The sequence below is a fragment of the Bradyrhizobium sp. SHOUNA76 genome (assembly GCF_023006445.1).
In the GTDB taxonomy this organism is placed as follows: domain Bacteria; phylum Pseudomonadota; class Alphaproteobacteria; order Rhizobiales; family Xanthobacteraceae; genus Bradyrhizobium.
In genome coordinates, this window is sequence record NZ_JALBHA010000080.1 from 1 (window position 1) to 17,406 (window position 17,406).

The following is a 17,406-nucleotide window of genomic DNA, read 5'->3' on the forward strand; positions in this document are numbered from 1 at the left end:
GGAAGCGCCGCGGCCGCCGACGGCAAGGCCCGGACCGGCGTCAGCATGAACAAGGGCAACGGCCCGGTGATGAATTCCAACGCCCGCGCGCAGGCCCATGAGGGCGGCACGTTCAGCCGCTCGCACACGCGCACCAAGGTCAAGGCCGGTGAAGAGGTCGGTTCGACCACCAAGACAATGTCGCATGTGCCGGGTTCGAAGCCGTCCATGTCGACCACGTCAACGACAGCGCGCTAATCCTCACGACCTGCTGCCCGGCTTAGCCGGGCAGCTCTTCTCCGTGGTCCGGTTCAGCCGCCCCTCAGGCTGTGGCTGATCCGCGTGACAAGTCGATCCCATTGCCGCTTCTCGGCCGCGGGATAATTGACCAGCACGCAGTGCACGTATCCCCGCGCGAAATTGCAGCGGTCGTACCAGATTGTGCCGCGCTTGACGCTGGAAACCACGAAGAAATCGGGCGCAATGCGCTTGTAGATGATCCCGGGCGGGGGATTCTTCCTGGCCAGGAATTCAGCCGGCGAAAGACCCTGCCGGTTGGCAACGGCCTGGACGGTGAGATCAGCCCTGCCGTCGGACGTGCGAAATTGCTGGCCGTAGCCGTCGGGCTTGCCGGCCGTCTCCGTGAAAACCGAGGCGGGAATTTCGACCGAGGTCCCTGACTCCGGAATCCGGTAGCTGGTCCAGCTGTCGGCCCGGGCAACGCACAGGGTGGCAGACAGCGCAACGGCGGCAACAATGATCGTCTTCATGCGGGCCTCATCATTTGCGCGGCGCCAGTTGCAGCTCCATCAGGGCGATCCGCTGCAAAGTCGCGACATTGTGCTCGCCCGCACCAGCCGTGCGCAGAATGGATTCGGCGAGTGCGTTGACGTGCGAAGAGTGCACGGGCTCCGGCAACGTGGCAACCGCGGCTTGCAGAGCGGTGGTCATGAGCTCGATCACCTCAGGGGAGAACTCGGTGTTGGAAAGGTTCTTCATGGCGTGCGTCGGCCGCTGCTGTGGGCCGCTGTTCAACGCAGGGAAAAAGTGGAAGTTCCTGGATTGGGCGCGGCCCTGAGGGCCGCGTCGAGCAGGACCGTTGGCACTCCGCCGGCCTACGTCACGGGCTGGTACCGCGTCAGCTGCTCGAACTCGGCCTCCTCGCGGGCGACGGCCTGCATTCTCACATGGCTGCCGATGACGAGGCCAGTGAGCGAGAGCATGAGCCCGAGCGCCAGCGGCGCGAACAAGGCCTCTTCCTGAAACAATCCGTTGAGCAGCACGACCATGACGCCGAAGCCGGCCAGACCCTGCGTCAGATATCCTGACGACGCGTACAGTCGCCAGGCCTTGAGCGCCATCGCGAAATAGAAGGCAAGCGGCACGAAGGCGGCGATGCCCATCTGGTACAGCAGCACACCGACCGCGCTTTCGACCGCGCCATCGATCGTTCCGGCCGCCTGCGCGGCACTCCAGTCGATGGAAAAATAGCTGTCTGACAAATTGCCGCCGACGCCGAGGCCGCGGCCGAACGGTCGCTCCAAGAATCCATTCAGCCCCCCCATGAGGCCGATGACGTGATAGTCGCCGATCTGCAAGCCGACACGGATCGCCAGAATCGCAAAGGCGATCAGGCCCAGAAAGCCGAGCAACAGCGTCACCACCGCACCGAGCAGCCGGGTCGAGATCCAGGCCGCGGCGACGAAGACCACGACGATGAGCGCTCCCTTCACGCTGCAAAACACCAGGAGCGGCAACGCCGCCAGGGCCAGGAGCGGACGTCCCACCGAGCACAGGAACAGGCCGAGAAAGCCGATCCCGTAGGCGAAGCTGATCGGGTGCATGTTCGGACCGTGGATGCGCAGCATCTTCGACAGGCCGAACCCTTCCAGCAGGGGCGTGTTCAGGAAGTCGAAGCTGAAACGATCCTTGAGATCGACGGGCACGTTGCCGGTGGCCCTCATCTGGGCTTCCCAGACGCCGGAGTGTGTCGCCTTGAGCTCGTCGAAACCCCAGAACGTGTATCCGTTGGTGACGGCGAGCCAAAAATCGCGGAAGGCGAGCTCGACGTAGCCGCACACCATGAGAATGACCGCGAGCGTCACCAGGAAGGGCGTGATGCGCACCTCATAGGTCGCGGCTGTCAAAAGCGACAGCTGGAACAGGAACAGCGGCATCACGATATTGCGCAGATAAACCGCCGCAGGCTGTCCGTCCTGGATGAAGCCGATCGCGAAATACAGCGACACCACGGCGAGGGTGATCACACCCCAACGCATGATCCGGTTCACCTCAGCCGACTGATTCCTCTGGCCCAGCACGTAGAGGCCGAACGTCGCCAGCCACATGACGGAGCAGACGAGAAAATTGTAGCCCTTGATGAAGTCGAGATCGGACGGCAGCGGGATCAGCGGAGACAGGATCGAGACGAACAGATTCTGGAAGAACAGAACGAAGATCGCGATGGCGGGCGCGTAGGTCGGGACCGCCACGACGATGGCGATGCCGACGAGGACCACGACGGCAATGCCCAACGCCGGATTGGCGAGGTGCAGGACCGGCGCAAAACCGATCGTCGCCACGGCGATGCAGAGGGTCAGGACCAGCTCGCGCCAGGCGGGCGGCGATGGCGCGACCTGCACGGTCTGAACCTGAGGTGAGGACCCGGCGCTCATTGATCGTCCTTTGGCATCGCGCGTCGAGCACGATAGCGGGGCGATGTGTAAGGATTCGTTAACGATAGCGGAACGCGAAGAGCGATCAGCGCCGGCCGGGCCGTGCCGCTCCGCCGAGCAGCGCCCGCATCACGTCGGGATCGGGCTTGCCGGTGCTGCGGTCGACGAGGCCAAAACCCTGCGCCAGCTCCCAATGCGCCCAGCCCCAGCAATGATCGCGGGCATAAGCGGTGACTTCCGCCAGCCAGCGCATCCGGCTCTCCCTGGGAGCGCCGGCTTTCAACACGCCGAATTCGTTGACGATGATCGGCCGCGCGAACTGCTGCTGCCATTGCAGCGCCGGCGCGAGCCAGCGATCGGCGCCCGGCCTGTCCTTGGCGGCGGCAATCGCAACGTCGAGCATGCCGAGTGCCTTGGTCGCGCCCCTCGCCTGCAAATCCTGGCGGATTGCCTGAACTTTGGGATCGCCCGCGTTGATCGGATAAGGCAGATCGATGATGTCGTGCAGCGGATCCTGCGCATCCCAGTGGGCCTGATGGGTGAACACCATGGGATCATAGAAGTGGATGGCATAGACGATGTCGGGATCCGGCAGCGGCCGGAATCGTGGCAGCGAATCCGCGCGCTGCCAGTTGACCGGGCCTATGACGAGGGTCGTCTTGGGAAGCAATCCGCGCACGAAGACGGCGAGCGCTTCGACCTCCGTCTGCCATCTGTCGGCGTCGACATCGGGCTCGTTGAGCAGCTCGGCGAAGATGCGATCGGGCGGATAGGATCGAATGACCTCAGCAAGACCGCTCCAGGCCTCCTGCATCTGACGCAGCGCCGCGTCCGGATCCTCCTTGTGCAGGCGATTGAAGCGCTCGCCGGGATGAAGATCGACGGACGTGGAGTAGCCGAGCGCGGTGAGCTGCTTCAGCGCTTGGTCGAGCACGCGCAGCGTCTCGTCGCGCTCGGCCTTCGCAGCGAAACGAGGCATCACGCGCTCTGCCGGCACCGGCAGGCGAACATGGCTCATTCCCGCCCTGCGCAGTTGCTGCAGCAGCTCGCGGCTCGGGGCCGCGCCGTTGATCCAACCATCGGCATTGAAGCCGCGGGACAGTGCGGCAAGCCGATCCGGCGCGACCGTCTGCGGCACGGGCACGCAATCGCCGGCGAAGACCGGCGAGCCTGACGAGATCCACAGAAGCATCGCCGCGGCCAGCGGACGACGGCGCGACGATGTCATGGTCAAACCGCAAGGCCCAATGCGCCACCCTCGGGGTGCGGCGACAGCGAGCCCGCAGGCGCATGATTGACGACCAGACCTGTCGGCACGGCCTCGTAGCGCGACAGCGCCGTAGTCACCCTGCGCATCGCCGCCGAACCGAGCTCGCCGGCGCGCGCCACCAGGACGATGAGATCCGCGTGCGCCGCCAGCGCGATGGCGTCGGGCTGCAAGGCGAGATTGCCGGCGTGGACGATGATCAGGTCGAATTCCGAACGAATATCGTCCTCGGGACTCGCATCGGCCTTTCGGCCGGCACTGAGGAGCTCGTCGATCGACTGCAGTCCCGCCGTGGTCGAGCCGTCATTCCATTCGGTCACCGGAGGCTGGTGACCTGCGAATTCCCCCTGCAGCCGGATCAATACGCTCATCATGCCGCGCGTCACGGCGGCGCGATTCAGGGAGCGCGCAACGGTGTTGCCGCCGGCGCTCTTGCCGACCGACAACACGAGGGCGACCTTGCAACCGCGCACCGGCACGCGATCTATCCGCTCGAGCAGCGGCCGCAGATAGGCACCGAGATCGAGCTCGGCCGAGGCCGCAATCGGTCTTTGCCAGACGGTGTTGGTGTTGGCTCCAGACGAAAGATCGGGGATGCGGGCCCAGACAGGAAGGCGCGGCATCGTCTCGGGCCGGCCCACGGCAGCGGCCGGAGGCTGAGCTTGAGGCTGGACTTGAACCTGGACTTGCCGACCCTGCGTGTTCTCCACCGCGGCATGCACGGGAGCTTCGATGGGCGCAGACTGGTCGGACATGCTCGTCATCACCGCAATTGCGGCGGTCGACGTCAGCAGCGAGCCGATCGCCAGCGCCGCCAGCAGCAGAGCGAACGGCGGGCGCGTCGAGCGCAGCGGCGGAATGGCGGGCGAAGCGATCTTGGTCTGGGACGCCTGCAGCTGACGCTGCTCGTTGGTGGTCTTGAACCGCGACAGGAACTGCTCGTAGATGTTCCTGTTGGCGTCGGCGTCGCGCTGCAGCTCCTGCAGCTTCACCAGCGCCTGCCCGTCGACCAGCATTTGCGTCTCGACCGCCTTGAGCTGCTTTTCCAGCGCGTTCTGCTGCTCCAGCTGGGCTTCATATTCGGACTTGGCGGTGTCGATGTTCTTCTTCCGCTCGACCTCGATCTGCCGGTTGATGTCGGCCAGCTGGCTGTAGGAGATCGCGAGGTCGGGATGGCGCTCGCCGTACACCGCCTTCTTCTGCGCGATCTGGTCATTCAGGGTCGAGCGCTGCGCCCGCAGCATGCTCAGCAGGTCCTGCTTCACCGGCCCTTCGACATTGGCCTTGAGATCGCGCTGCACCTGCTCGTAGCGCGCCTTGGCTTCCTCGGTACGCAGACGTGCGGCGGAGACCTGCTGATTGAGATCGGTCACCCGCAATTGCTGGGTGGTCGAATCCTTGCCGGCATTGAGGATCTTGTGCTCGAGCCTGAAGGCGGCGACGGCGTCTTCCGAGGCGCGCAGGCGCTCGTTCAATGTCTTCAGCCGGTCCTTGAGCCAGTCGGCGGCCTCGTCCGTGGCCTCGGTGCGGACACGGCCCTGGCTGGCCACGAACGCCTCGGCGACGGCGTTGGCATAATAAGCGGCCCGCTCGGGGCGGTTGGAGGTGAACGAAACCGCAATGACGTAGGTGAGTCCTCGGCGCGTGATCTCGAGGCGGCTGCGGAATTTTTCGAGCAGGCGCGTCATGTCGGTATGACCGCCCGCGATGTCATCGTCGTCGGCGATCTTGAGCTGTTCGATCAGGGGGCGGAGAAAGCCATCCGACTTGGCGATCTCGATCTGGCTCTGAAGCGCTGCGGCGTCCTGGCCGATGCCCGGCAAAACGTCCTGCTCCGTGGTGACACGCAGCTCCCGGGGGTCGAGCACGACCAGGGCCGTCGCGGCGTACCGGACCGGCAGAACCATGAGAACGACGACGCCGAAGGCGAATAGCGCCAATGCCAGCATCAGAATGCGCCGGCCGTTCTCGCGCAGGAAAGAGAGAGCTCCGGAGACGGTCAGCGATCCCTTGATCAGGGTCGGCGCGGCACCATCGGGTTTCGTCCGCGCAGCCCGCGGCGCTTCCCACGAAGCCGCTGGCTCCGTCGGGGCGATGCTTCGCGGAGATGGGCGGCTACCGAACGCCATGGGCTCGACTCGAAATCAACTGACAGTCACAGTTCAGAGGCTTTCGACACCGTAAATATCCATGGTTAACCGGCGGTTACGGCCGGCGCGAAGCCGTCATGACGTGCTGCCTGGCTACGCCGTCAGCAGCGGCGCTATTGCAGATGCCGAAAGGCCTGCGAACGGCCCCCTTTCAGGCTGAAGAGAACGGCTTGGATGCTCTTCGCGCCGGACTTGCGGTGCCGTCGGCCTCGACCAGGCTTGCGACCTGGTCGCCGCGCTCAGCTGATGTTCAGCAGAATTCGCCCCGATGTGCCGCTGCGCATCAGGTCCAACGCGTCATTGACGCCGTCAAGCGCGAACTCGTGGGTCACGATCCCGCGGTAGCTCACCTTGCCGGCATCGCTCAGCCGAACGAGACGCGGGATATCGCGCGCCGGCTGGCATTGCCCGCCTTCCGAGCCCTTCAGCACCTTCTCGAAGTGGAGCGGCAGCGTGTAGATTTCGGCCTTCTCGCGGGGAACGCCGACGAGGATGCAGCGGCCCTTCTTCGCCGTGATCTCGTAGGCGAGCTCGATCAAATTCTTGACGCCGGTGGTTTCGACGACCTTGTCGGGTCCCTCAGTGCCCGTGATCGACCGAACGTCGGCAGCCACATCATTGACCGCTTCGGAGTTGATGGTGTGGGTGGCGCCGAACTGCCTCGCCATCTCGAGCTTGTTGTCGAGGCGGTCGATCGCGATGACGGGATAGGCGCCCACCATCGCGGCAAATTGCACGATGTTCAATCCGACGCCGCCGACGCCGAACACGACGACGGCCTCGCCGATGGCGATTTGCGCATCGTTGTTGACGACACCGAGCGCGGTCGTCACCGCGCAGCCGAGCAGCGGCGCGCTGGTGCGGTCGATCGAGGCCGGAACGGGCGTAACGCGATTCTCGGACACCACGGCGTAGTCGTTGAAGGTGGTGACCCAGCCCGCATTGAGGCGCTTGCCGCGCCAGGAATAGACCGGAGTATTGGACTGGATGCCCTTGCCCGGCCGCCAATGCATGACGACGGTGTCGCCCTGCTTGCAGGAGACGACGCCGGGTCCGGTCTCGACGATGGTTGCCAGCGCTTCGTGCCCCAAGAGGTGCGGCAGGAACTTGTCGACGCCTTTGACGGCGTCGATCTCGTTGATCTGCGCGCCGCAGATGCTCGACGTGTGCACGTGCGCGAGCACCTGGCCGTGCTCGAGCCGATCCGGCAAGGTGAACTCGTCGACGATCAGCGGCTTGCCCGATTCGACGAGAATGGCCGCCTTGGCAGTCTTGATGTCCATGAGGAGCGCCCGATCACTCGAAATAGATGAATTCGTAATCGCCGGTGTAGCCGAGCTTGCCGTACAGCCAGATCCATTCCGACGTGTGCAGGATGGACTCCGCCGTCAGCGCCCAGCATTCGAGGTTGTGCAATTCGGCGACGTTCCGGTAGCCCTCGACCATGACGTATTTGTTCTTGCCGACCCGCTCGACCTGCTTGAGCGCCGCCTCGAGTTCATACAGTCGGAGATTGTGCAGGGTACCCAGCGAGATGACGAGATCGAAACTTTCGTCGCCATAGGGATAGATGTCCTGGGCACGATAGTTGAAGAGGTGCGGCTTCACCTGCTCGTGCGCATTTTCGAGACCATGCTTGGAGATGTCGAAGCCGACGACCTTCAAACCCGGCAGGATCTTCTGCATCTCGTACAGCAGAAAGCCCTTGCCGCAGCCGACGTCGAGCACGCTGGACCCATTCTTCAGACCATAGGTCTCGATCAGCGCCTTGGCGACCGGCGCCCAGCGCCCTTCGATGAAGCGGTAGCCGCCATAGCCGAAGCGGCGGTCGCCATCCCAATAATCGGCCTCGTATTCCCGCGCCTTCAGCGAGCAGCCGATCTTGTCGTCGTTCATGCGGCCCATGTAGTCGCGCTTGGTCGCCGTATGCAGTGGCGTCACGATATTCAGGAGTCGTCCCATTGAGTCCTCGGGTTCCAGCACACGCTGCGATTCTCGCGACTGGCTGGCCCAGAGTCGCGACTTGCGAATCGCTTTAGCATTTGCGGTCAAGATCATCATTGCTGCAGATCAATGATCTGGACTCGTGCGACGGCGCCGCCGACGGTCGGCACAAATTCTGTCACCGGCAGCGACGCATGGAACGGGAGTGTGGGGCACAGCGTTCGCCTCGCAGGGAGTCTCGCCATGCCGACCAAACCGACCATCGCCCGCATCTGGCGGGGCCGTACCCACCGCGATCTCGCCGACGCCTACCAGGCCTATCTGCAGGCCGAGGGCATTCCGCCGCTGTTGAAGACCGCGCTCGGAGTGCAGCAATTGCGCGAGGACCGCGATGATGAGACGTGGTTCACGACCATTTCCTATTGGGCTGATATCGCGGCCATGACGGCCTTCACCAAGGGCGAGCCGACCAAGGTCCATCATCTCGCGCGCGACGCGGAATTCCTGATCGAGCTGCCGCAGCGCATCGAAATCCATCGCATTCTGATCGACGAACAAGGACTGCGGTAAAAGGCTGAGCCGTCGAGCTGAAGCTCGCATGGCCGTCAAATGGCGGCTTGTTGCAAAGATCCAGTGCTCGCGACTGTGCGGTTTCGCCGCAATGTTGCCAGCGGAATCAATCACTATAGTCAGAGCGTCATGGCATATGTCGTCGACATAGATGCGCGCACCGCGCGTTTCAGTCTTCACGCCGGCCGCCTCCAAGCAGGCGGTTAGCCGGACGGTGCTTGCGCCGTCCGGGCTCTTTTCCAGCTTTCGTGACCTCCACCCGAGAGGTCGTATTGAAGCAGAAGGAGTGTGCCGTGCTGCCTCTTCCAAAAATCGCGCTCACCGCATCGGACTACCCGCGGCTGGAACAGCTTGCCCGCCGTGCCGCGCAGAAAGGCGACCTGGACGGGATCTTCCTCATAAGTGAGATCAACCGCGCCGACATCGTGCCCGACGAAGGGAACGATCTCCGTTCGCTCGTGACCGTGGGATCATGGGTCACCTGTTGCACGAATTGGGGCGTTCCGCGTCGCACCGTGCAATTGGTCTGGCCCGAGGAGTACTGGTCGAATCCCGACAGCCTTTCGGTCCTAACACCTTTGGGTGCGGCTTTGATCGGACTGCAGGTCGGCGACCAGATGCCGTACTTCGTCGCCGGCTGCCTGAACGTCGTCAGGGTTCAGAACGTAACCCAATCAAGCCCAAAGGTCGTCCCTCTCTTCCGGGCACGCCGAAGCAAGCCGTTCGATGACGACCCCGGACCAACTGCAGCATAGGAGAATTCAAATGCGCAACTTCGAAATCAGGACTCGGCGAGAACAGCCGGCGCTGCCACCGATCAAGATCACGGAAGTCGAGTCGCGTCGTCTCAGCTCGCTGGCAAATTCAACCATGGAACTATTTCCGCGTGTCGCCCAGTTTCTGGCTCGAGAACTGGAACGTGCGACGGTTACGGAAGAGAACGACTTGCGCGGCGTGATCAGGATGGGGTCGAAAGTGACCTATCGCGATGACGAGACGGGTGCGAGCCGGGAGATCGTGCTGGTCTATCCGCACGAGGCGAACATCGAACTCAACCGGATCTCGATCCTGACGCCTGTCGGAGCGGCGCTGATCGGCCTCTCGGTGGGACAGCGGATCGAATTCGAGACGCCCGACACGCGCACCAGGGGATTGACCGTTCTCGCCGTCTCCGAATGAGGGCTTGCGGCATCTCGCCGAAAAGGCGTCTTTTCGGCAGGCGAATTCAGGAGAGCCACGCAGAGGCCGGCGTCGTGACAGGAACGTCTCCTCTCTCTTCGCAATTGACTCTCGTCAGGCAACGACAGCGAGAACCGTCATGAAAAACATCAGTGCCGGCCAGATCGCCCTGTTGGTCGCTCTCGGAGCCATGCTGATTCTCACCGGCGTCTGGGCTTTCTCGGTCTGGGGAGCCAGCAGCGGGGTCGAAATGGGCAAGCATGGCTGGATCGCGCTTGGTCTCGGAAGTTTCTTCTCGCTGCTCATCGGCTGCGGGCTGATGGCCTTGATGTTCTTCAGCAGCCGCAGCGGTCACGATGATGTCGCCGATCCCTTCCGCCGGCGGGACGGCGAGGACAGATAGCTGCACCTTCGCCTTGCATCCTTACGAACGGTTCATTTTCTGCGACCCGTCCAGCGCGTCTTGATTCCCGGGTCCGCCGCGGTATACGTTCCCACCATGATGTTCATGTCCACATTCTTCCTGCTGATCTGAACGGCTGAAATCGTCGCGGCGCATCCGCGCCGATCAGATCGAACCGGCTGCGCCTGATGCGGTAGCCGCAGGGAGAATGTGCAATGCCCCAGACCGAACATGCTGGCCTGACGCCTCGTCAGGTCCAGAACTTCATCGACGACGGTTTCGTCAAGATCGAGAACGCCTTCAGCGCTCAGCTTGCAAAGCAATGCAGGGACGAATTGTGGGCGGATATCGGTCTGTCACCGGACCAACCTCAACTTTGGACTCGCCCCGTTGTCCGGGTGGGATTCAAGGCTTCGCCCCCTTTCATTGAAGCCGCGAACGCGCCGCCCCTGCACAACGCCTACGATCAACTCGTTGGCGAAGGGCGCTGGCTTGCGCCCACGGGCCTTGGAACCTTTCCGATCCGCTTCCGGTCAGAGGAAGCGCCCGGTGATGACGGCTGGCATGTGGACATGAGCTTTGGCACCGCCAATGCGGATTTCATGGAATGGCGCGTCAATGTGAAAAGCAGCGGGCGTGCGCTGCTGATGCTCTTCCTGTTCTCGGATGTCGGCGCCGATGATGCGCCCACGCGGATCCGGAAAGGCTCGCATGCCACTATCGCGCAGGAGCTACTGCCTTATGGCGAGGCAGGCGCGACGCTCCGGCAGCTCTCTGCCGAGGACTATGCGTCGACCGGAGATTGCGAGATCGAGCTGGCGACCGGTGCGGCAGGCAGCGTCTATCTGTGCCACCCGTTCCTCGTTCATGCCGCGCAACCCCACCGAGGGAAACGGCCGCGCTTCATGGCACAGCCTCCGCTGCTGCCGAGAGGCGAGCTTGATCCCGCGTTGCCACCTTCGCCAGTTCAGATCGCGATCCGGCGGGCTTGTGGATTGAGCTTCTAGTTGGACAGCATCCGGGACCGTTCGCGGCCCCGGATGCTCCTGCCATACTGTGTAGATGTGCGATCTGACGCCAGGACTGCTGCGCAGCGCCGCCGGCAGCGGCACGCTTAGAGGCAAGGATTCTTTACCGGCGGTCGCTTGACGGACAAAAGCTTGTTCAAGATCGAAACCCGCGAGTCGTGCGAAGCGGACCGCAATGCGCTGCTCATGGGACGAATGGGGTTGGCTTCGCATAGCTTGCGGCGATCGTCGTCGGATTGCCCGCCCACAGTCTGCTTGACATGCTGCTCACGTTGCCGGGCAGCATCCTGAAGCTCCGATTTGGTCACTGGAACAAGGCTGTTCTCAACGATAAAATCGTTCATACGATCTATCGCGTCGTCCAGATCGGCTTCGAAGCCTCGATCTTCGCCCGACAGGCAAGCTTCGGTGTAGGACCGAACGCCGACATAAATCTCCCAACTGCATTGCACGGCGCCGCGCCCGCTATTATCGATCCCGGTGCTCGTGATCTGGTCTCCATGGCGTTCCAAAAAGAACGAAACCCCCGAGGAGAGATCGATACGCCGTGTCGCCTCGCCTTTGTCATTGACGGCGTCGATGACCTTTGCGTCGGGCCGCTTCGCCAAGGCGTCCCACAACGGAGACCATTGCGCCTCCCGGGCGTGCGCAGCGAGGACCGACAGCAGGAGCGCGGCGGCGACACACATCACGCTATTGGCTGCCGACCAGGTGCGAGGATCTGACATTCAGGCTTTCTGCCGGACAGCAGGAGCAGAGGGTTGCTCCTTTGCAAACTCAATCCAGAATTGCATGACGTAAGCCTGGACGCAAAGCGTATCTTTCGCAAGGATGCACATGACGATCGAAATCACTGGAGCCCGGCTTGCTTTGGCGTGACGCTTTCTTGGCAGCACTGGTTGCGCTCATGGCGTTGAGCTTTTTGCCATCGCTTCGGAGGTCATTGCATAAGCCGATCCGATTTGATCCCGATCGGCCTTATCAGGTCTACACCCGGGACTATGATTTGGAGATCGAGGCGAACGACTTGGATGCCGTCCTCGCGTCGCTCCCTGACCGCCGCTGGGCCCAGCGCTTTCCGGTGACCGACCCCGGGCCGCTGTACGACCTCGAAAAGGACCTTGCGGCACAGCGTGCGCGCATTGCGCCTTCCCAGCCGCAAGACAGCTCCGCGTTCGATGGCGCCGATGCGATCGTGTCCTTGCTGATCGATCATTCCGGATCAATGCGCGGACAACCGATGTTTTTCGCGGCCCGGGCTGCGCTGGTCGCCTCCGACCTGCTCGAAAGCCTGGGAGCAAAGCAGGAAGTGCTCGGCTTCACGACGTCGCGCTGGAAGGGCGGGCAGAGCCGGGAAAAATGGTTGAACGACCGCCAGCCCGCCTATCCCGGGCGACTGAACGACCTGCTTCACATCATCTATTGCAGCACCGGTGGGAAGCTGAGCGCGCAACGCTGCGCAGACATGCTACGGCCAGATCTCATCAAGGAGAATATCGACGGCGAAGCTATTGAATGGGCCGCGTCGCGTTTGCGCCAACGCGAGGAAAGGCAGAAATGTCTGATCGTGCTATCCGACGGCGCGCCTGTTGACGATTCCACATTGCTCGAGAATGGAGACAGGTATCTGGACCACCATTTGCGCCATGTCATCAGCGAGATCCAGCAGGCGGGCGACATCCGGCTTGCCGCAATAGGCATCAGCCACCGGGTCGAGCAATATTACAAGCACGGCATTACCATCAGCTCGCCGGAAGAGCTGGAGAGCACTCTCGTTCAGCTCATCAACCGGCTATTGCGCCCATCGCCTTGATGCGCCGTTACAGCTTTCCATAAACCCGCCCGGCGACCGCCTTCAGGCGCTCGACCGAGCCGGACTCCGGATGCGGCTTGACCGGGGCGAACAGGATCGAAGCCTGCTTGCCGTTCTTCCAGACATAGATGGTGACGGCGTTGCCGTTGCCCTTGGTGCAGGAATGCTCGCCGAACGCTTCACTGCCGAGCTCGGGTATCGCCAAATGCTTGCAGGGACCTGCGCGTTTCATCATGCCGATGGCGGTGTCGCGCGAAGTCGTGATCACGGCGACCGTCATGGTGTTGGCCTCGCGATCGAACATCATGCAGCTGCCCGCGCCGGTCCGCTGCACCGTCAGCGTGCTGCTGTCGAGAAAGCCGTCGGCATCCGCGGCCGCAAGCCACTCGCAATTACCGAACCGTTCGCTGCTCCTGTTCACGCTGGCGATGGCAATTCGCGCGGCTTCGGTGAGCGGTCCGAGCAGCGCATCGTCGGCACGCCGGCCGGCCGGATAGACGGTGATCTGCAGAATGTAATCGCCGGACAAGGCGACGACCGAGGCCTCCTGCCGCTCTGCGCCGGCGGCGCTCGTTCCGCCCTGGCCTTCGTCGCCGATCCCTGACACTGCGTTCAGCGGCATGCGCTCGCCAAGTGTCTTGACGAAGGTCGCGTACAATTCCCTGGCGCGGTCCTTGTCGGGATTACGGAACACGGAGAGCATCATCGTGTCGCCGCGCCCGGCCTGGTAGATGCAGCCGCGGCCGTCCTGATTTGAAATCAGTGACCATTTGAGCGCCGGCATCGCGCCGGCGAGTTCCTTGGCGCTGATGAACGGGCAGGTTTCGGCCGCCCTTGCGGGAAGCACCGGGGCGGCTGCGATTGCAAGGAATAGAACGAGGCGGGAGAGCAGACGATCGATACTGGGCATGGGACGAACTTACTATCGAAATGGCACGCCCGGAACCATTCAGATTGGTAACCCTGGTGCTCTACGTCACCGCCCGTGATATTCGGCCCAGCACTCCGCCGTTTCGTAGACGCGGACCGCCGAGATTTGCCGCAGGCTCGATGCCAGCCGGTCCCATATCCAGATCGCAATGTTCTCGGCCGTCGGGTTCTCGAGCCCCTCGACGTCGTTCAAGCATCGGTGGTCCAACGCGCCCACGATATCGGCGAAGCTCGACTCGAGATCGAAAAAGTCCACGACGAAGCCCGTGCGGGGGTCGACCGGTCCGTCGAGCTGGACCTCGACCCGGTAGGAATGACCATGCAGCCGGCTGCATCGGTGCGTCTCGGGCACCTTGGGCAACCGATGCGCTGCCTCGAATTTGAATGCCTGTGATATCTTCATCTGGTTCCCGACGGCGCGCGGCCGATCCGCGATCTCGGATGTGGATTGCCTGACCGGCGTCGAAGAATGGCGCGCCCGGAACGATTCGAACGTCCGACCCTCAGATTCGTAGTCTGATGCTCTATCCAGCTGAGCTACGGGCGCGTTTTTCGCAAACAGCGCGGGCATGGCCCGCAAGCAGCCCCCGGCAAAGCCGGAGGGGGTGCGAAAGAGCGCTTTGACTAGCCGCTCTTGTCCCGATTGGCAAGGTCTGCGTCGGCGGTATTTTGGGGCATTCCGCCTCTTGATCGTCATTCCGGGGCGCGACGAAGTCGCGAGCCCGGAATCCATAACCACCAGCCGGGGTTATGGATTCCGGGCCTGGCCCTTTGGGCCATCCCGGAATGACGGAAATCATGGCGATCACCCGCTCGTTCAATCGGCCTCCTGGCCGACTACGCCCTCTGCCGCTCGTTGCGGATGGAGAGCAGCTCCACGGGGCGGTCGGGGATGACGATGCGGAAGGTGGCGCCGATGGTGCCCTCGACCAGGTGAATGTCGCCGCCATGGGCGCGGACCAGCTCGGCGGCGATGGCCAGGCCAAGGCCACTGCCGCCGGGGCGACCGGAGGTCTGGAACGCCTCGAACAGGTGATCCCGGGTCTTCTGGGGCACGCCGGGGCCGGTGTCGGAAACTTCGATGATCGCCACGGCGCCCTCGCGTTTTCCGGTGATCCGGATCTGCTGCGGGCCCCCCTCGCCGGAGGAATGACTCTCCAACGCCTGGGCGGCGTTGCGGACGAGATTGAGCAGCACCCGGAACAACTGATCGGGATCGGCATCGATCGCAAGCCCGCGCTCGATCGCAGCGACCCAGGCGATCGAGGCGTCGGAGGCGAGACCCGCGGTCTCACGGACCTCCAGCACGACGGGCTCGATCATGATCATGCGGCGGTCCGGCGCGGCCTCCTGGGCGCGGCCGTAGGACAGCGTCGACTGGCAGAAGGCGATGGCGCGCTCGAGCGAGCGCACCAGTTTCGGCGCAAAGCGCTGCACCCGCGGGTCCGGCACGCTGGCGAGCTGGTCCGACAGAAGCTGGGCCGAGGCCAGCAGATTGCGCAGATCGTGATTGATCTTGGACACCGCGAGGCCAAGGGCGGCAAGCCGGCTCTTTTGGTTCAGCATCGACATCAAATCGCGCTGCATGTCCGACAACTCGCGCTCGGCGACCCCGATCTCGTCGCTGCGCTGGCTGGGCACGATGATGCCCGCGGAGCTCTCGGGGTTCTCGTGGAAGCCGACCAGGCTCGCGGTCAACCGCCGCATCGGGCGCACGAAGAGATAATGAAGCGCGAGATAGACCAGCCCCGCGGTCAGCGCCGCGATGATCAGCGCGACCACCACGAGGTTGCGGGAGAAACGATACATCTGCTGCCGCAGCGGCAGCTCGTCGGTCACGATCTCGATGAACTGGGCATTGCCAACGCCGGGCCCGACGATCCGGATGGCCTGGTTGCCGGTCTCCAGCATCATTCGGAACGAGCCAGTGATCGCCTCCCAGGCGGTCATGTCGCGCAGGTCGAGGTCATGCTCGATCGCGGCCGGAATGTTGTCGCTGGCGAGCAGCCGGCGCTGCTGGCCCATCTTGATGGCGACGGCGCGGGCATTGATGCTTTTCAGGATCTGACGCGACAGCGAATCGGGGACCATGCCGAGCGGCGCCGCGTCCAGCACCAGCGCCGCGGTGTTGGCCGCCGCGACGCGGTCGTTCAGCCGGTTGACCCAGAAATTGGCAATGGCAGGCACGTAGAGCAGGATGGCCGCGATCATCACCAGGGGAATGGTGAGCAGCAGCAGCTTGCCTGACAGCCCAAGCCCGCGCGTCCCGCGGGGGCGCACCGCCGGCGGGTCCGGCTGATCCTGATCCTGGATCGGCTGGAGGTCTGTCGCTGCCACGAAATTCGCCCTCGCTGCCTTTGGCGGGTGAAGGATTGGCGTTATGAAAGATGCGGCCCGACCCCGGTCGGGTCAAATTACGGATCGCTAATCTGCCAAGGTGGGATGTAAGCGCTGATATCGCGAGTCGCTACCTCAAGGGTTAAAAACCCCGAGCAAACAGCGATATTCACCGGAAACGTGCGCTTGTGCGGCGTTGACGAAAACAAGGCGCTCGCTTATAAGCCGCGCAAATTGTCCGCGATGACCCGGTGCGACACCGGGAGCGGCTCTCTTGGGGCCGGAAACGGTCCGTTTTGGGCCGCATCTTCCGGACTTTACCATCAATTCTACAGGCAAATTGCCCGGTCAGCGGAGAAAAACCCGTGAAGCGGACTTATCAACCCAGCAAACTGGTGCGCAAGCGCCGTCACGGCTTCCGTGCCCGTCTCGCCACTGCCGGCGGCCGCAAGGTTCTCGCCGCCCGCCGCGCTCGCGGCCGCAAGCGTCTGAGCGCCTGAGCCGGACCCCCTTTTCCGGGATTTCATCATGGATCGGCTGAGGCAGCGGGCGGATTTCCTCGCCGTTGCCAATGGCGCGCGGGTGAATAGTCCCGCGTTCGTCCTGCAAAGCCGCCCCCGCGATGACGGCGGCCCGGTCCGGGTCGGCTTCACCGTGACCAAAAAGAACGGCAACGCCCCCGCGCGCAATCGCATCCGGCGCCGGCTTCGCGAACTGGTGAAGCGGCTCGATCCGGTGTCGATGCAGCCCCATCATGATTATGTGCTGGTTGGCCGAAGGGACGCGCTCTCGCGCCCCTTCGCGACCATGCTCGACGACCTCCGCACGGCGTTCACGAAGCCCGCGCGGCAGGCGCCCAAGGGATTGTCGAAGGGACGCGGCCCAAGGACTGAGCGCTCAAGGCCCGGCCCCGCTCCCGCCGCCAGCCGCAAACCCGATTGATGACGAGACACCAGTGATGACCGACAATCGCAATACCATCCTTGCCGTCATTCTGTCGGGCCTCGTCCTGATCGCCTGGCAGTATTTCTACAACGTGCCGGCGATGGAGAAGCAGCGCGCCCAGCAGCAGACCCAGGCCGAGCTCCAGAAGGGCACGCCGCAGCCGACCGCGTCCGCGACGCCGGGCAG

At 63.5% G+C, this 17,406-nt stretch carries 19 protein-coding genes, 1 tRNA gene and 1 pseudogene; 9 read left to right on the forward strand and 12 right to left on the reverse strand.

What is annotated here, in order from left to right; all coding sequences use genetic code 11:
* Positions 1–237: pseudogene (locus tag MOV74_RS12280) on the forward strand (hypothetical protein); the annotation flags it as partial.
* A 53-nt stretch (positions 238–290) separates the two neighbouring features.
* On the opposite strand, the gene MOV74_RS12285 reads toward MOV74_RS12280, so the two are convergent.
* The 7 genes from MOV74_RS12285 to MOV74_RS12315 form a co-directional block, all read right to left on the reverse strand.
* Entirely contained in the window at positions 291–749 is a 459-nt protein-coding gene (locus tag MOV74_RS12285; protein ID WP_246921959.1) for a hypothetical protein, read from the reverse strand.
* Between the two features lie 10 nt (positions 750–759).
* A complete protein-coding gene (locus MOV74_RS12290) occupies positions 760–978 on the reverse strand; it encodes a hypothetical protein (protein ID WP_246921962.1) in 219 nt (72 codons plus the stop codon).
* Between the two features lie 116 nt (positions 979–1,094).
* Positions 1,095–2,654, reverse strand: coding sequence for a hypothetical protein (locus MOV74_RS12295; protein WP_246921965.1), 1,560 nt, complete (start codon positions 2,652–2,654; stop codon positions 1,095–1,097).
* 85 nt (positions 2,655–2,739) lie between these two features.
* Positions 2,740–3,882 (reverse strand): glycoside hydrolase family 5 protein, encoded by a 1,143-nt coding sequence (locus tag MOV74_RS12300; protein WP_246921968.1) that lies wholly within the window; start codon positions 3,880–3,882, stop codon positions 2,740–2,742.
* Positions 3,883–3,884: 2 nt separating this feature from the next.
* Complete coding sequence (locus MOV74_RS12305; protein ID WP_246921971.1) at positions 3,885–6,050, reverse strand: exopolysaccharide transport family protein; 2,166 nt, start codon at positions 6,048–6,050, stop codon at positions 3,885–3,887.
* Positions 6,051–6,310: 260 nt separating this feature from the next.
* Positions 6,311–7,354 carry a zinc-binding dehydrogenase gene (locus MOV74_RS12310; RefSeq protein WP_246921973.1) on the reverse strand — a complete coding sequence of 348 codons (1,044 nt, stop codon included), beginning with the start codon at positions 7,352–7,354 and terminating at the stop codon, positions 6,311–6,313.
* Positions 7,355–7,367: 13 nt separating this feature from the next.
* Entirely contained in the window at positions 7,368–8,033 is a 666-nt protein-coding gene (locus tag MOV74_RS12315) for a class I SAM-dependent methyltransferase (protein ID WP_246921975.1), read from the reverse strand.
* Between the two features lie 225 nt (positions 8,034–8,258).
* Here MOV74_RS12315 and MOV74_RS12320 point away from each other — a divergent pair, with 225 nt between their 5' ends.
* From MOV74_RS12320 to MOV74_RS12340, 5 genes are all read left to right on the forward strand, one after another.
* Positions 8,259–8,585 carry an antibiotic biosynthesis monooxygenase gene (locus MOV74_RS12320; RefSeq protein ID WP_246921977.1) on the forward strand — a complete coding sequence of 109 codons (327 nt, stop codon included), beginning with the start codon at positions 8,259–8,261 and terminating at the stop codon, positions 8,583–8,585.
* Positions 8,586–8,857: 272 nt separating this feature from the next.
* Complete coding sequence (locus MOV74_RS12325; RefSeq protein WP_246921979.1) at positions 8,858–9,340, forward strand: GreA/GreB family elongation factor; 483 nt, start codon at positions 8,858–8,860, stop codon at positions 9,338–9,340.
* Positions 9,341–9,350: 10 nt separating this feature from the next.
* A complete protein-coding gene (gene rnk, locus MOV74_RS12330; RefSeq protein WP_246921981.1) occupies positions 9,351–9,764 on the forward strand; it encodes a nucleoside diphosphate kinase regulator in 414 nt (137 codons plus the stop codon).
* Positions 9,765–9,903: 139 nt separating this feature from the next.
* A complete protein-coding gene (locus tag MOV74_RS12335; RefSeq protein WP_246921983.1) occupies positions 9,904–10,167 on the forward strand; it encodes a hypothetical protein in 264 nt (87 codons plus the stop codon).
* A 215-nt stretch (positions 10,168–10,382) separates the two neighbouring features.
* On the forward strand, positions 10,383–11,174 hold the full coding sequence (locus tag MOV74_RS12340) for a phytanoyl-CoA dioxygenase family protein (RefSeq protein ID WP_246921985.1): 792 nt from the start codon (positions 10,383–10,385) through the stop codon (positions 11,172–11,174).
* A 107-nt stretch (positions 11,175–11,281) separates the two neighbouring features.
* Here the strand turns inward: MOV74_RS12340 and MOV74_RS12345 are convergent, their stop codons facing one another.
* Positions 11,282–11,923, reverse strand: a complete 642-nt coding sequence (locus tag MOV74_RS12345) for a hypothetical protein (protein WP_246921987.1) — start codon at positions 11,921–11,923, stop codon at positions 11,282–11,284.
* Between the two features lie 158 nt (positions 11,924–12,081).
* Between MOV74_RS12345 and MOV74_RS12350 the strand changes: the two genes are divergently transcribed.
* A complete protein-coding gene (locus MOV74_RS12350) occupies positions 12,082–13,008 on the forward strand; it encodes a cobaltochelatase CobT-related protein (protein WP_246921990.1) in 927 nt (308 codons plus the stop codon).
* A 7-nt stretch (positions 13,009–13,015) separates the two neighbouring features.
* On the opposite strand, the gene MOV74_RS12355 is transcribed toward MOV74_RS12350, so the two are convergent.
* From MOV74_RS12355 to MOV74_RS12370, 4 genes are all read right to left on the reverse strand, one after another.
* A complete protein-coding gene (locus MOV74_RS12355; protein ID WP_246921992.1) occupies positions 13,016–13,918 on the reverse strand; it encodes a hypothetical protein in 903 nt (300 codons plus the stop codon).
* Between the two features lie 66 nt (positions 13,919–13,984).
* Positions 13,985–14,341 (reverse strand): 6-carboxytetrahydropterin synthase QueD, encoded by a 357-nt coding sequence (queD, locus tag MOV74_RS12360; RefSeq protein WP_246921995.1) that lies wholly within the window; start codon positions 14,339–14,341, stop codon positions 13,985–13,987.
* Between the two features lie 67 nt (positions 14,342–14,408).
* Positions 14,409–14,485, reverse strand: a tRNA-Arg gene (locus tag MOV74_RS12365).
* 290 nt (positions 14,486–14,775) lie between these two features.
* Positions 14,776–16,275, reverse strand: a complete 1,500-nt coding sequence (locus tag MOV74_RS12370; protein WP_246921998.1) for a HAMP domain-containing sensor histidine kinase — start codon at positions 16,273–16,275, stop codon at positions 14,776–14,778.
* Positions 16,276–16,640: 365 nt separating this feature from the next.
* Between MOV74_RS12370 and rpmH the strand changes: the two genes are divergently transcribed.
* On the forward strand, positions 16,641–16,775 hold the full coding sequence (rpmH, locus tag MOV74_RS12375) for a 50S ribosomal protein L34 (RefSeq protein WP_008542748.1): 135 nt from the start codon (positions 16,641–16,643) through the stop codon (positions 16,773–16,775).
* Positions 16,776–16,803: 28 nt separating this feature from the next.
* The gene (gene rnpA / locus MOV74_RS12380; protein WP_246922001.1) at positions 16,804–17,217 is read left to right on the forward strand and encodes a ribonuclease P protein component; all 414 of its coding nucleotides are present in this window, start codon (positions 16,804–16,806) and stop codon (positions 17,215–17,217) included.
* Positions 17,218–17,406: the final 189 nt, after the last annotated feature.